12 protein-coding genes and 2 riboswitches are annotated in these 13,733 nt (G+C 58.6%); of the genes, 7 read left to right on the top strand and 5 right to left on the bottom strand.

Annotated elements, in window-relative coordinates; genetic code table 11:
* Nucleotides 1-300: 300 nt before the first annotated feature.
* A complete protein-coding gene (locus tag C5L12_RS24480) occupies nucleotides 301-1,332 on the bottom strand; it encodes an aldose epimerase family protein (protein WP_105374674.1) in 1,032 nt (343 codons plus the stop codon).
* A 99-nt stretch (nucleotides 1,333-1,431) separates the two neighbouring features.
* On the bottom strand, nucleotides 1,432-2,352 hold the full coding sequence (gene metA, locus C5L12_RS24475; RefSeq protein ID WP_105374667.1) for a homoserine O-acetyltransferase MetA: 921 nt from the start codon (nucleotides 2,350-2,352) through the stop codon (nucleotides 1,432-1,434).
* Between the two features lie 56 nt (nucleotides 2,353-2,408).
* Nucleotides 2,409-2,486: riboswitch (SAM riboswitch) on the bottom strand.
* A 167-nt stretch (nucleotides 2,487-2,653) separates the two neighbouring features.
* Between metA and C5L12_RS24470 the strand changes: the two genes are divergently transcribed.
* The 7 genes from C5L12_RS24470 to C5L12_RS24440 all read left to right on the top strand — a co-directional run bounded on the left by C5L12_RS24470 (nucleotide 2,654) and on the right by C5L12_RS24440 (nucleotide 11,065).
* A complete protein-coding gene (locus tag C5L12_RS24470) occupies nucleotides 2,654-3,304 on the top strand; it encodes a thiamine diphosphokinase (RefSeq protein ID WP_105374666.1) in 651 nt (216 codons plus the stop codon).
* Between the two features lie 3 nt (nucleotides 3,305-3,307).
* Complete coding sequence (locus C5L12_RS24465; RefSeq protein ID WP_105374665.1) at nucleotides 3,308-5,125, top strand: ABC-F family ATP-binding cassette domain-containing protein; 1,818 nt, start codon at nucleotides 3,308-3,310, stop codon at nucleotides 5,123-5,125.
* A 151-nt stretch (nucleotides 5,126-5,276) separates the two neighbouring features.
* The gene (locus C5L12_RS24460) at nucleotides 5,277-5,726 is read left to right on the top strand and encodes a response regulator (protein WP_105374664.1); all 450 of its coding nucleotides are present in this window, start codon (nucleotides 5,277-5,279) and stop codon (nucleotides 5,724-5,726) included.
* 42 nt (nucleotides 5,727-5,768) lie between these two features.
* Nucleotides 5,769-5,874: riboswitch (TPP riboswitch) on the top strand.
* 58 nt (nucleotides 5,875-5,932) lie between these two features.
* Nucleotides 5,933-6,922 (top strand): thiamine ABC transporter substrate binding subunit, encoded by a 990-nt coding sequence (gene thiB, locus C5L12_RS24455; RefSeq protein ID WP_425350825.1) that lies wholly within the window; start codon nucleotides 5,933-5,935, stop codon nucleotides 6,920-6,922.
* A gap of 7 nt (nucleotides 6,923-6,929) precedes the next feature.
* Nucleotides 6,930-8,552 (top strand): thiamine/thiamine pyrophosphate ABC transporter permease ThiP, encoded by a 1,623-nt coding sequence (locus tag C5L12_RS24450; protein ID WP_105374662.1) that lies wholly within the window; start codon nucleotides 6,930-6,932, stop codon nucleotides 8,550-8,552.
* Nucleotides 8,545-9,252 carry a thiamine ABC transporter ATP-binding protein gene (locus tag C5L12_RS24445; protein ID WP_105374661.1) on the top strand — a complete coding sequence of 236 codons (708 nt, stop codon included), beginning with the start codon at nucleotides 8,545-8,547 and terminating at the stop codon, nucleotides 9,250-9,252. Before C5L12_RS24450 ends, C5L12_RS24445 begins: the two co-directional genes overlap by 8 nt.
* Before the next feature lie 346 nt (nucleotides 9,253-9,598).
* Complete coding sequence (locus tag C5L12_RS24440; protein ID WP_245423015.1) at nucleotides 9,599-11,065, top strand: M48 family metalloprotease; 1,467 nt, start codon at nucleotides 9,599-9,601, stop codon at nucleotides 11,063-11,065.
* A gap of 11 nt (nucleotides 11,066-11,076) precedes the next feature.
* Here C5L12_RS24440 and C5L12_RS24435 read toward each other — a convergent pair whose 3' ends face one another.
* The 3 genes from C5L12_RS24435 to fdxA form a co-directional block, all read right to left on the bottom strand.
* Nucleotides 11,077-11,940: an RNA polymerase factor sigma-32 gene (locus C5L12_RS24435; protein ID WP_105374660.1), complete on the bottom strand. Its 864-nt coding sequence runs from the start codon at nucleotides 11,938-11,940 to the stop codon at nucleotides 11,077-11,079.
* Nucleotides 11,941-12,231: 291 nt separating this feature from the next.
* Nucleotides 12,232-12,804, bottom strand: coding sequence for a CarD family transcriptional regulator (locus C5L12_RS24430; RefSeq protein ID WP_105374659.1), 573 nt, complete (start codon nucleotides 12,802-12,804; stop codon nucleotides 12,232-12,234).
* Between the two features lie 389 nt (nucleotides 12,805-13,193).
* A complete protein-coding gene (fdxA, locus tag C5L12_RS24425) occupies nucleotides 13,194-13,532 on the bottom strand; it encodes a ferredoxin FdxA (protein WP_105374658.1) in 339 nt (112 codons plus the stop codon).
* Nucleotides 13,533-13,733 lie beyond the last annotated feature (201 nt).

Here is a 13,733-nt window from a genome sequence, read left to right as displayed (position 1 = left end):
TGCTGCGCTTCCTTTCCTGATGCTTGTGGCTGTTTGGACAGACCACGTTTTATCATCAGCTCGAAGCGCAGCACCTCCTGCATCACCGTGGAAGATGAGGCGAAAGCCGAATACCCCATCTCCGGTACGAAACGTCACCTATCTCTCAGGTCGGGCATTCTATGAAATCCTAAATAAACGCAGCCTCGGCGGGCAATGATTTATTCGGCTTAGATGCCACACGAGTCGAGAGACCACGACATGGCGCAGGCGGCCGGTTGCGGCCGACAAGGTCAAGCCGCACGTCCTCATGCTTCCCGCTTAGTGCTTTGAAAAAACGTAATCGGTCTCCTGCCGCAGGGCCTCACCGGGGCGCAGGACGGCATTGGGGAATCCGGCATGGTTGATCGAATCGGGCCAGACCTGGGTTTCGAGGCAGAAGCCTGCGAAGGGGCCGTATTGCCGCCCGTCAAGTCCGGTCACCGGAAGCTTCTGCAGCTTAAAGGCCGCATAGAACTGCAACCCAGGTTCGGTCGTGCGCACTTCCATCGCAAGGCCGGAATAGATGCTGCGCACCAATGCCACGGGTCGTTTGGCTGTGCGTTCAGGCGACAGGCAGAAATTGTGATCGAAAAGGGTCTGATCGCCGCCGCCGAAGCGTTTCATCGGCCCCATTTCCCGCAGATCGAAAGGGGTGCCGGCAACGGCTAAAATCTCGCCAGTCGGCACCTGCCTGTCGTCGAGAGCAAGCACATGGTCGGCGGCGATCATGATGTCATGGCCGAGGGCGTCGTCACGGCCATCAAGATTGAAATAGGAATGCTGGCAGATATTGGCGAGTGTCGGTTGATCGGCCGTCGATTCGTAGATGACCGACAATACGCCGTCAGCCTTGAGCTGATAGGTGGCGGTGATGGTGCAGTTTCCGGGGTAACCGGCACGGCCATCCGGATCGGTGATGCGCAGCACCACCTTGTCGGGCGTGCAATCAACGATCGTCCAATTGCTGCGGCCGATGCCATCCGTACCGCCATGCAGGTGCGTAACGCCGCGTTCGTTCAGTTCAAGCTGATATTGCCTACCGTCCAAGGAGAAACGGCCACCGCCGATGCGGTTGGAACACCGGCCGGGGGTAGCGCCGAAATAGGGCGAGTGTGCGAGATAGTCCTCGAAGCGCTCGAAACCCAATACGAGCGGCGGCTGATGTCCGTCGAGCCGCAGATCCTGAATGACGGCCCCCCAGGTGATGACATGCGCCGTCAGCCCGCCGCCGGAAATCTTGACGCGGTAGACCGCCTCGCCCTTCTCCGTCTGCCCGAAAACCTCGAAACCCTGCTTCGCTTGATCCGCCACGGCCTGCTCCTCCGAATTGTCGGCGTGCAAACTGCGCGATTTGTCCGGCAGCCGCAACGTCGTTGCGAACAAAATTATCCGCCGCCATCGGATCCAAGCTTATTGCGCGCCGATCTTCTCCATATCGTAGGGCGTGGTCTGATAGATCTCGTTGATCCAGTTGCCGAACAGGAGATGCGCGTGGCTGCGCCAGCGGTTCAAGGGCGTCAGCGTGTCGTCGTTATGCGGGAAGTAGTTATGCGGCAGCTTGATCGGGATGCCCGCGTTCACATCCCGGAAATATTCGTCCGCCAGCGAGGTGGAATCATATTCGACGTGATTGAACATGTAGAGCCGTCTGCCGGCCTTCTCATGCACCAGGCAAATGCCCATCTCCTCGGATTCCATCAGGATTTCGAGATCCGGCACCTTCTCGATGTCTTCCCGTCGCACCTCCGTCCAGCGCGATACCGGAACCTGGAAATCGTCGGAAAATCCGTTGAGATAGACGGACGACGGGCAGAGATTGCGGTGGCGGTAAACTCCGAACGCCTTCTCTTTCAATTCGTATTTCGGAACGCGATGGAAGTGATAGATAGCGGCCATCGCCCCCCAGCAGACATTCATGGTCGAATGGACGTTGGTGGTCGTCCAGTCGAGGATCTTCTCCATCTCATCCCAATAGGTGACCTCTTCGAACGGCAGCGTTTCAATCGGCGCCCCGGTGATGACGAAACCGTCGAATTTGCGGTGCTTCACCTCTTCCCAGGTCTCGTAGAAGGCAAGCAGATGATCCTCGGAGGTATTCTTGGCCCTGTGGTTGCCGACGCGCACCAGTGAAAACTCGACTTGCAGGGGCGTCGCACCGACGAGGCGCGCCATTTGCAGCTCGGTCTTGATCTTGTTCGGCATGAGGTTCAGGAGCCCGATCTGAAGCGGACGGATGTCCTGCCGCACCGCCGCGGTTTCAGTCATCACCCGCACACCCTCTTCAACGAGGGTACTGAACGCGGGCAGCGTATCGGGAATCTTGATCGGCATGGCTCAACCCAACAAAAACAAAGCCGGCGGCGAAAAATCGCAACCGGCCCGTGGGAAGACATCTTCTCGCGGCCCTTTAGCGACTTTTTTAACGTGGCTGCAAGCCGGCCGGCCAAATCACCACGGAATTATGAGCTTTCAAATAATCCTTGCTAAGCCCCGCGTCAATGGTAGCAAAATCTACCTGACCTAGCCCAGCCGCCGTTCCAAGCATAAGACCCAGCGCAAAGCACTCGAAATCGGCGAGACGGGCTTCTGGCCGCTTTCCCTTCATGCCCTGTTTACGCTATGGGCAGTGGACATGACCCATTCAACCTTTGCCATCCTGCTCGGCGGAAACCTCACCGTCACCGCTCGTTTGAAGACGGCGCTCGCAGACAGCCGCTTCATCGCGGCAGATAGCGGCATGCGGCACGCAGCGATACTCGGCGTGGAACCCGAACTATGGGTTGGCGACTTCGACTCCACCGATGCCGAGCTCGCAAGGCAATGGCCGGGTATCAAGCAGAAGACCTATCCCCCGGAAAAAAACGAGACCGACGGCGAAATCGCCACGGCCGAGGCGGTCGACCGCGGAGCCACACGGCTAGTTTTCGTTGGTGCGCTCGGCGGCGAGCGGAGCGACCATGCCCTCCAGCACCTGTTACATGCAATGAGTCTCGCCGAGCGCGGCGTCGATATCGTTCTGACCTCCGGCGAAGAAGAAGCCGTACCTCTTTTGCCAGGCAGGATCAGCCTCGATCTTCCAAAAGGCTCGTTGTTTTCCGTCATCGGTTTTTCTGCCCTGGAGGGGCTCGATATCATCGGAGCTCGGTATCCGCTGGTAAATTTCTCACTTCCATTCGGTTCTTCGCGCACGGTTTCGAACGTTGCAGAAGGGCGCGTCGAATTCCATCTAAGAAGCGGCAAGGGCATGATACTCGCCCGCCCCTATGACATGACAGGAGCCTGACTTTTGGCGCCCCCAATTTTGAAACTGGACGACATCTTCTTGAGCTTCGGCGGCGCACCGCTGCTTGCCGGCGCGGGATTGCAAGTGGAACCGGGCGACCGGATCTGCCTCGTCGGCCGCAACGGCTCGGGGAAGTCGACGCTGATGAAGATCGCCGCTGGAATGGTCGAGCCCCAATCCGGTGAGGTCTTCCGTCACCCCGCCGCAACCATCCGCTATCTCGAGCAGGCCCCCGATTTCGCGGATTTCAAGACGGTGCAGGCTTATGCGGAGGCCGGTCTTGGTCCCGGCGACGATCCTTACCGCGTCACCTATCTGCTCGAACATCTGGGATTGACGGGCCAGGAGGATCCGAAAAACCTTTCAGGGGGGGAATCCCGCCGCGCAGCGCTTGCGCGCGTCATGGCGCCGGAACCGGATATCCTGATGCTGGACGAGCCGACCAACCATCTCGACTTGCCAACGATCGAATGGCTTGAAGAGGAGCTGCGCAAGACGAGAAGCGCGCTGGTTCTGATCTCCCACGACCGGCGGTTCCTGGAAAAGGTATCGACCGCTACCGTATGGCTCGACCGCGGCACTTCCCGGCGGCTCGACAGGGGATTTGCTCATTTCGAAGCTTGGCGTGATGAAGTGCTGGAAGCGGAAGAACTGGAGCAGCACAGGCTCGGAAAAGCCATCGAACGCGAGGAGCACTGGCTGCGCTACGGCGTGACAGCGCGCCGCAAGCGCAATATGCGCCGGCTTGGCGAATTGCACACGATGCGCTCGAATTATCGAGGCCACAAAGGACCGCAAGGCACGGTACAGGCACAAATCACCGAAGGCCGGGAGTCCGGCAAATTGGTGGTCGAGGCCGAGAACATTACCAAAGCTTATGATCGGCCTATCGTAGCACCGTTCTCGATCCGCGTGCATCGGGGCGACCGGATCGGCCTTGTCGGTCCGAATGGTGCCGGAAAGACGACACTTCTGAAGATGTTGATCGGCCAACTTTCACCCGATAGCGGAACCGTGAAGCTCGGTACCAATCTGGAAATTGCGACGGTCGACCAGAAACGCGAGGACCTGGACCCTGAAGAGACGCTGTCCCACTATCTGACGGATGGCCGCGGAGAGACGCTGCTCGTCAATGGGGAACAGCGTCACGTCGCCGGTTACATGAAAGATTTCTTGTTTCAGCCGGAGCAAATCAGGACACCGATCAAGAACCTGTCCGGCGGAGAACGCGCCCGCCTGATACTCGCCCGTATCATGGCAAAGCCATCGAACCTGCTGATCCTCGACGAACCGACCAATGATCTCGACATCGAGACGCTCGACCTGCTCCAGGAGATCGTGGCAAGCTACAACGGCACCGTGATCCTCGTCAGCCACGACCGCGATTTCCTGGATCGCACCGTCACCTCGACCATCGCGCCGGCCAATCCCGACGCACCGGATGGGCGCTGGATCGAATATGCGGGCGGCTACACCGACATGCTGGCACAGCGCAAAGGCGCTTTGGAGGAAAGGCGCAGGGCCGAAAAGGCTGAAAAGCCGAAGGCCGAATTGAACGCTTCCGCAGAAGCGCCGAAGGGCAAAGGCAAGCTTTCCTACAAGCAGAAATTCGCGCTCGAAAATCTGCCGAAGGAAATGGCGAAAACGGAAGCCGAAATCGCCGCGCGGGAGGAGAAGATGGCCGACCCCGGCCTGTTCACGCGGGATCAGGCTGCATTCAACAAGCTTGCCGCCGAAATGGAGAAGCTTCGCAGCAGCTTGAACAAGATGGAAGAGGAGTGGCTGGAGCTCGAAATGCTGCGAGAGGAACTCGAAGGGTAGCTAAGAATTTGTTATCCTTAACAAATAGTTAGCAGAAAAACATATGTATCGGCCCGGAACAATCCGGCTCGTTCGGCGTTCGACAGGCAGACAACGCCGGGACGCACCTCACGTGTCGGCATGATGAGAACCGCAACAGTGGGGACATTCAATGCTGACAAATGTTGAGAGTGGTCGGCTGGCCCGCGAGGCGCCAAGTCAACGCGTATTGATCGTTGAGGACGAATTCCTGATTGCCCTCGATCTTGCCGAAACGATTGAACATATGGGACTGGAGGTCGCAGGATTTGCACATGGCCGCCGGAATGCTCTCGAATTGGCACCGGAGGCGGATATCGCCATTGTCGACGTCAATCTCGCTGATGGGCGGACCGGGCCGGATATCGGTCGCATGCTCGCTGAACGTTACGGGGTCACCGTCATTTATATGACCGGGAATCCGGAAGACGTTGACGGTGTGAGGGGACCTCTGGGTGTTCTGACAAAACCGGTGCTCCCCCATGTGGTCGAGCAGTCGATTGACTATGCTGTGGCAAACCGTCTTGGCCGTTCCGCGAAGGTGCCGCGTGAACTCAAGGTCTTCCGGCAGGGGCGGGCCTGAGCCGGCCTCTTGCCAGCGGAACTTCCTGCCGTTAAATCTTTCTCCGCTCTAACGGGGTGCCACGCAATTTTCTGTGGCTGAGAGGCATCGCCAACCCGCGGAACCTGATCCGGCTAGCACCGGCGGAGGGATTAGACGGCTCGTTACCAGCGCCTATTCCCCAAACTTTTGAAGAGGAGGCGCTGATGCGCAATGTCATTGTGTCGATGTTCGCGGCTGCAGCGGCGCTGTCCCTTTCCACTGTTGCATACGCCCAAGAAAAAACGCTGACCGTCTATACCTACGAGAGCTTCATTTCCGACTGGGGTCCTGGACCCAAGGTCAAGGAGGCTTTCGAGAAGACGTGTACCTGCAATGTGAAATTTGTCGGTGTGGCGGATGGCGTGGCGCTGCTCACGCGCCTCAAGCTGGAAGGCCAGGATACCGATGCGGATCTCGCACTTGGTCTCGACACCAATCTTGTTTCCGAAGCCAAGGCTACGGGGCTTTTCGAGGCGCATGGGCTTGATCTTGCGGCGGTCAAAGTGCCTGGCAGTTACAGCGATGACACCTTCGCCCCTTATGACTATGGCCACTTCGCGGTCGTTTACGATACGGAGGTGATGAAGAACCCGCCAAAAAGCCTTCGGGAGCTTGTCGAAGGTGACCCATCGCAGAAGATTGCGATTGAAGACCCTCGCACCTCGACACCTGGTCTCGGCCTGCTCCTCTGGGTGAAGTCTGTCTATGGCGATAAGGCCCCGGAAGCCTGGGCAAAGCTCAAGAACCGCATTCTGACGGTAGCGCCCGGCTGGTCCGAAGCCTACGGCTTGTTCACCAAAGGCGAAGTCCCGATGGTGTTTTCATACACGACCTCTCCCGCCTATCACATGGTCGAGGAAAAGACCGAGCGTTATCAAGCAGCGTCCTTTGCCGAAGGCCACTACATCCAGATCGAGGTGGCCGGCATCCTGAAGGGCGCTTCAGATAAAGAACTGGCGAAAGAGTTCCTGAAGTTCATGGTCTCACCGGCCTTCCAGGACATCATTCCCACCACCAACTGGATGATGCCCGCCGCCAAGATATCCGGTCCTCTGCCGGACGCCTTTAACAAACTGGTCCAGCCGCAGAAGACGTTCCTCATGGGATCGGATGAGGTCGCGAGGAACCGCCAGGCCTGGATAGACGAGTGGCTGGCTGCCATGAGCATGAATTAAGAAGATCATGTTGCTGACGCGGGGAGAGCGAAGAAGAGGCGTCGCCTGGGGTCTGACGAGCTTCGCCTCTATCGCCCTCTTCGTCGCCATTGCCGTTGTTGCATTGCTTTCCTGGGATGCCGACGGCGCCCAATCCCGGGTCTTTACGGCCTACACATGGCGAATCCTGCGCTTTACGCTTTGGCAGGCGATGCTGTCGACATTGCTTTCCGTAGGGCTTGCACTTCCCGTGGCACTCGCTCTTGCCCGCCGGCCCGACTTTCCCTGCCGAACCTGGATCGTCCGCCTCCTGGCGCTGCCGATGGGGCTGCCGGTTTTGATCGGCGCGCTGGGGTTGATCGGTATATGGGGGCGGCAGGGCCTGATCAACGGCCTGCTGTTGACGCTCGGCCTAGACCAGCCCATCAGCATCTACGGTCTTTCCGGAATCCTGCTCGCACATATGTTCTTCAACCTGCCGCTCGCCACGAGGCTGTTGCTCGCGGCACTGGAGCGCCAGCCGGCGGAATACTGGCTTCTATCCGCAAGCCTCGGCATGAAACCGCTCTCGGTCTTCCGGTTTGTGGAATGGCCCGCCGTTAAAAACGTCATCCCGGGCATCGGCGCGCTCGTCTTCATGCTGTGTGCCACGAGCTTTACGCTGGTGCTGCTGCTGGGCGGCGGACCGGCAGCGACCACGCTCGAAGTGGCGATCTACCAATCGCTGCGTTTCGATTTCGACCCGCCGCGGGCGGTCGCCCTGGCGCTGCTGCAAATCGTCATAACAGGCGTTATTCTGCTCGCCATGGCATTGTTGCCGGCGCCGGACGACCAGGGTGCAGCCTCGGGCCGTACAAGCCGCCGCTTCGACGGTCAGGCGTTGTCTGTACGTCTTTGGGATTCATTTGCCATACTTGCTGCCACGGTATTCCTGATCATGCCCCTGGCTTCGATCCTTGCCGCCGGGCTTAGAGCAAATCTCTGGAACCTCGCATCGAGCGCCGCCTTTCTTGCCGCCGCCTGGACGAGCTTCTCCATCGCTTTGAGTGCCGGCCTGCTGACGATTGTGACCTCGCTCGCCATGATCGCAGGTAGGGAAGCGGTGGCCGACATGAAAAAGCCCGCCGCGAGCGCTCGGGGCTTCGCTGCGATGCTTGCGGGCACGTCCTCGCTTGTTTTGCTGGTGCCGCCGGTCGTCCTCGGCACCGGTTGGTTCCTGGTGTTACAACCCCTTGGGGATGTTGGTCGCTTTGCCCCTCTGCTGGTCGCGGTGATCAACATGCTGATGGCGCTGCCTTTTGTGATGCGGGTGCTGGAGCCGGCCATCGAGACCCATCGTCAGCGGACAGCCAGGCTTTCCGCAAGTCTCGGCCTCTCCGGTCCTTCGCGGCTTTGGCATATCGACCTCCCTGTGCTTTTAAAGCCCCTGGCGACGGCACTTTCCTTCGCCATGGCACTGTCTCTCGGTGATCTCGGGGCCGTGGCTTTATTCGGTTCCAACGATCTCGTCACGTTGCCCTGGCTCGTTTACAGCCGGCTATCCAGCTACCGGACCAATGACGCCGATGGCCTGGCGCTTATGCTGGGCATCATTTGCCTGCTGCTGACCATATTGGGAACGACCGGCCGGAGAGGGGCGGAGAATGGCTGACGGCATCAAGCTGGAGAATGTCGAATTGAGGCTCGGCACCACGGATTTCCGGTTTGATTGCGCTCTTCCCTCCGGCGCGGTGACAGCCATTACCGGGCCGTCAGGGTCGGGCAAATCCACTTTTCTCAATATCATTGCGGGTTTCGAAGTTCCCGACATGGGCCGCGTCTTCGTCGCCGGAGAGGACGTGACCGAAAAGCATCCATCCGAACGACCGGTTTCGCTGGTTTTTCAGGACCATAATCTCTTCGCTCATCTGGACCTCTTCACCAATGTCGGTCTCGGCATCAGTCCTTCGCTGACCCTTTCGCCCGAACACCGGAAGGCAATTTCGCAGGCGTTGGAACGTGTGGGGCTAGGCGGATACGAAAAACGCCTGCCAGGCACGCTTTCCGGGGGCGAGAGACAGAGAGCCGCCTTTGCGCGCGCCTTGGTGCGCAACAAGCCCGTACTGCTGATGGACGAACCGTTTGCTGCGCTCGACCCGGGTCTGCGCATCTCGATGGCGGGCCTTCTGCTCGACCTGCATCGGGAGACGGGCAATACCGTGCTGATCGTCACCCATGATCCGAAAGAACTGAACCGCTTGGCCGATCGCGCCCTATTTATTGAGCAGGGACAGATCATGCTGGAGGCACCGGCAGAGGAATTTTTGGGCCGTCGCGACATCCCGTCGCTCCTCGAATTTCTTTCGAGCTGATCGCTCCCGGCTCTCTTGAAGGAGAGTCTATCGACCTTTTTGACCGATCACGCCCGGAGACTCTTGCAAAAGCTCCGTTACATTTGCCGCCACAATTTGGACGTGGCGCAATGGCATCGCGAACTGGCTGTGGGGATTTTCTTTGCAAACACGCCGATAAGACATATCTCAATAATGTCTGTGCATGCGATGCGAAAATCGCTAAGCGAACATGGAGAACAAACTCGCTTTGGTTCGAGAGAGCCATCCTGAGGCCGGATGGCAGACCTTGGAAATGACGGTGCGTGAAACGAAGACGATGAGGCGCGATACGGCTGGTTCGATGGTCTTGCCAAGGGCTCGCTTCATGCTGGGCTTTCGGACTGCGGGCGCCTTGTTGCTCGGGGGAACCCTCCTGGCCGGCTGTCAGTCCATCTTCGAGCAGGCCTATACTCCGAACGTCTCTCCTTCCGACTCGCCGCAGATCGTCGATGAAGTCCAGAAGAACGATCCCCGAGCGCAAATGGGAGCGCGGGAGCATCCCCGCATCGTCGCAAGCTATGGCGGAGAATACCGCGATGCCAAGACCGAACGGCTGGTCGCCCGGATAGCCGGCGCCCTGACCGCTGTCTCGGAAAATCCCAACCAGTCCTTCCGCATCACCATCCTGAATTCGCCGGCGATCAACGCCTTCGCCTTGCCCGGCGGCTATCTCTATGTGACCCGCGGGCTTCTCGCCCTTGCAAATGACGCGTCGGAAGTCGCAGCGGTCCTCTCCCACGAAATGGGGCATGTGACCGCTAACCACGGTATCGAACGGCAACGGCGCGAGGAGGCGGAAGTGATCGCCAGTCGCGTTGTCGCCGAGGTCCTTTCGAGCGATCTTGCCGGCAAGCAGGCGCTTGCCCGCGGCAAGCTCAGGCTTGCAGCATTCTCCCGCCAGCAGGAGCTGCAGGCTGACGTGATCGGCGTGCGAATGCTGGGCGAGGCAGGATACGACCCCTATGCGGCGGCGCGTTTTCTGGATTCCATGGCAGCTTATGCCAGGTACTCATCCGTGGACCCTGATAGCGACCAGAGCCTGGACTTTCTGTCAAGCCATCCCAATTCCACGCAGCGTGTCGATCTTGCGCGCCGCCATGCGCGCAATTTCGGCCAGGAGGGTACGGTCGGCGACAAGGGGCGCGACTATTATCTCGCCGGCATCGACGGCCTTCTCTATGGGGACAGCCCGCAGGAAGGTTATGTGCGCGGTCAGACCTTCCTGCATGGTGGGCTCGGCATCCGCTTCGACGTGCCACCCGACTTCCGTATCGACAACAAAGTGGAAGCGGTACTGGCGACCGGGCCGGGTGAAACGGCAATCCGGTTCGATGGGGTCGCCGCCGGCGATAACAACAGCCTGACCAATTACCTGACGAGCGGTTGGGTGGCGGGGCTGCAGCCCGAAACGGTGCGGGAAATCCAGGTCAACGGACTGCCCGCGGCAACCGCTCGCGCTTCAGCCGACCGCTGGGACTTTGACGTTACAGTCGTCCGGGTGGGCGAGCAGATATTCCGCTTTCTCACCGCGGTGCCGAAGAACAGCGCTTCACTGCAGACCACGGCCGATCTGCTGCGCAGCACGTTCAGGCGAATGACACCGGAGGAGACCGCAACATTGAAACCTCTGCGGGTCCGGATCGTGACTGCCGCTCAAGGCGACACGGTGGCTTCCCTCGCCGCCCGCATGATGGGAACCGACCGGAAACTCGATCTTTTTAAGCTGATCAATGCACTATCGGCTGGCGCCACCTTGTCGCCAGGCCAGAAGCTGAAGATCATTTCCGAATAGCCCGCCGAATATCAGCAGACAGCGGCCATTTGCGGGTTGGCTGAAACCAGCGCCATCTTGAGTTTTTCGATCGCGCGACTCTCGATCTGACGTACGCGCTCTTTGGAAATGCCGAGCTCGGCACCCAGCGCTTCCAGTGTCGCACCTTCATCCGTGAGGCGGCGTGCCCGGATAATCTTCTTTTCGCGATCATTGAGCTTGGTAAGTGCACCCTGAAGCCATTTCAGGCGCCGTTCGCCGTCTATCATTCCGGAAACCTGTTCATCGGGCAGCGGCTCGGTACTGGTAAGCATGTCCAACCGTTCGCCGCTGTCGGCGTCGCCGGCGATGGACGGAGCCTGTAGCGAAGCGTCATTGCCGGAAAGGCGGGCATCCATGGTCTGAACATCCGCGACACTGACCCCGAGAGCTACGGCAATTTCTTCGTGGATGGCGCGCGCCGTCAGATTGGAATCCCCGCGGGCAAGTTTCGCACGCAACCGACGAAGATTGAAGAACAAGGCCTTCTGCGCCGAACTGGTGCCGCCGCGAACGATGGACCAATTGCGCAGGATATAATCTTGCATGGAAGCTCGGATCCACCAGCTTGCATAGGTGGAAAAACGTACATCACGTTCCGGTTCAAACCTTGCCGCAGCTTCGAGCAGCCCTACATAACCTTCCTGTACGAGGTCGCTCATCGGCAATCCAAAGCCGCGGAACTTGGAAGCCATGGCGATTACGAGCCGCATATGAGCAAGCGCGATCCGGTTGCGGGCGTTCTGGTCTTGATCGTCCTTCCACCGTACCGCCAGATCTCGCTCTTCATCTCGTGCAAGATAGGGTGCCGACATCGCTATCTTGATCATAGTGCGGTCTGCGGACATGGCTGTCATCGTGCTCTCCGTGAACGGTCTGATCCGACAAAAAGCAAAGCCCAACTCCAGCACCGTGCCTTCGAACGGCGATGAAGATTTTAAGGCTGCGCTTTTCTCCCCTCGTTGAATTCCGCGGGGATTCATCCGGCCGACAAGCCAAAAATCCGCCCGCACTGCTTCCTGCGGACGCGAATGATGCCGTTAACGCAATTCGCCATCCCGGTGGGACAACGCTGCAGCACGGAAAAAGTTCCAATAAAAAAACCCGGCTGGAAGGCCGGGTTTTAAAAACAAGGGCGCAATAGGAGCTTAGGCGGCTTCTTCCTGTGCCTCGTCTTCTTCGATTGTCTTGCCGCGCTTGGGACCCTTGGCAAGATTGATCTCGACAACGCGAACGGCTTCCGTTTCAGACATTCTGTTAACGGCAGCGATTTCACGAGCCATACGGTCGAGCGCGGCTTCGTAGAGTTGGCGCTCGGAATAGGATTGTTCGGGCTGGTTCTCCGCACGATAAAGATCGCGCACCACTTCCGCGATCGAGATCAGGTCACCAGAATTGATCTTGGCATCATATTCCTGAGCGCGGCGCGACCACATGGTGCGCTTCACGCGTGCCTTGCCCTGGACCACCTTGAGGGCACGCTCGACAAAATCCGTTTCGGACAACTTGCGCATGCCGATGTTCACGGCCTTGGCAACCGGCACCTTAAGGCGCATCTTGTCTTTCTCGAAATCGATTACGAAAAGTTCGAGCTTCATGCCCGCCACTTCCTGCTCTTCGATGGCCGTGATCATTCCCACGCCATGAGCGGGGTAGACAATCGATTCACCGGTCTTGAAGCCCTGGCGCGCGGGAGAATTCTTCTTCTGCTGAGTCGTCATTCGTTTCACAAACTCCCTATTACTCACCCGTGTTTCGGGTCGGGGAAACCGGGTCTGTCAGGCCCGGATGAGACGGGGGAAACCGTCGGGTCACTCCATACTGGTCCGACCAACGCTAGCGAAAAACAAACCCCATCGCGAACTGCGACCGCCAACATTCAAGCGTTGCAATGTCACTTGTACCGCGTTTTGGATGATCTGTTGCTTTCGTGATGTTTTTTGGGCACGCGAGTGCCGCCTTGTGGAACAGTTCTTATTACCTACCACAAAAAAGTGCGGAAATCAATAATTTGCTTTTGCATGTGCACACAAGGCCACATTCGTCCTGTGCTCAACAAAAAGGCAATATGATTCCAGATGGCTGCCGAGCCATGCGAGGAAGGTATGGATCAATCGCCCTTGCCAGGCTCCGGCGAGAAGAATTGCTCGTATTTGCCAGCCACGCCGTCCATCTCTTTGGCTTCCGGTAAAGGATCGCGCTTGACGGTGATGTTGGGCCAGACCTGCGCAAAATCCGCATTCACCTTGAGCCATTTGTCCAGCCCCGGTTCGGTGTCCGGCTTGATTGCCTCGGCGGGACATTCTGGCTCGCAGACGCCGCAATCGATGCATTCATCCGGGTGAATGACGAGGAAGTTTTCACCTTCATAGAAACAATCGACCGGGCACACCTCGACACAGTCGGTGTATTTGCAACGGATACAATTGTCGGTCACGACATACGTCATGCGGCACCCCAGCAATATCTCGGATCAGCAACACGCCGGCAACAGGATGAGTGCCGGCATGCCGGAAAGCCGGGACAGGCGAAACCCTAACTGCAAAGAGGACAGGAGGCAGGCATTCCGGCTTTTCGACTGTCAGGTAAAGCCTTTGGCTTTGCTTAGCAAGGATAAAGCGTCCTGAAAACCGCAGCTCGGCAGGTGATT

It is taken from the genome of Neorhizobium huautlense (assembly GCF_002968575.1).
GTDB classification, from domain to species: Bacteria; Pseudomonadota; Alphaproteobacteria; order Rhizobiales; family Rhizobiaceae; genus Neorhizobium; species Neorhizobium huautlense.
Note: the sequence above shows the minus strand (reverse complement) of the source record. Positions and strands in the feature narration are given on the sequence as shown.

Coding starts and splice junctions, on each gene's coding strand:
- metA (WP_105374667.1), bottom strand. CDS start 2,352: ATGCCGATCAAGATTCCCGATACGCTGCCCGCGTTCAGTACCCTCGTT.
- C5L12_RS24470 (WP_105374666.1), top strand. CDS start 2,654: ATGACCCATTCAACCTTTGCCATCCTGCTCGGCGGAAACCTCACCGTC.
- C5L12_RS24460 (WP_105374664.1), top strand. CDS start 5,277: ATGCTGACAAATGTTGAGAGTGGTCGGCTGGCCCGCGAGGCGCCAAGT.
- thiB (WP_425350825.1), top strand. CDS start 5,933: ATGTTCGCGGCTGCAGCGGCGCTGTCCCTTTCCACTGTTGCATACGCC.
- C5L12_RS24450 (WP_105374662.1), top strand. CDS start 6,930: ATGTTGCTGACGCGGGGAGAGCGAAGAAGAGGCGTCGCCTGGGGTCTG.
- C5L12_RS24445 (WP_105374661.1), top strand. CDS start 8,545: ATGGCTGACGGCATCAAGCTGGAGAATGTCGAATTGAGGCTCGGCACC.
- C5L12_RS24440 (WP_245423015.1), top strand. CDS start 9,599: ATGCTGGGCTTTCGGACTGCGGGCGCCTTGTTGCTCGGGGGAACCCTC.
- C5L12_RS24435 (WP_105374660.1), bottom strand. CDS start 11,940: ATGACAGCCATGTCCGCAGACCGCACTATGATCAAGATAGCGATGTCG.
- C5L12_RS24430 (WP_105374659.1), bottom strand. CDS start 12,804: ATGACGACTCAGCAGAAGAAGAATTCTCCCGCGCGCCAGGGCTTCAAG.
- fdxA (WP_105374658.1), bottom strand. CDS start 13,532: ATGACGTATGTCGTGACCGACAATTGTATCCGTTGCAAATACACCGAC.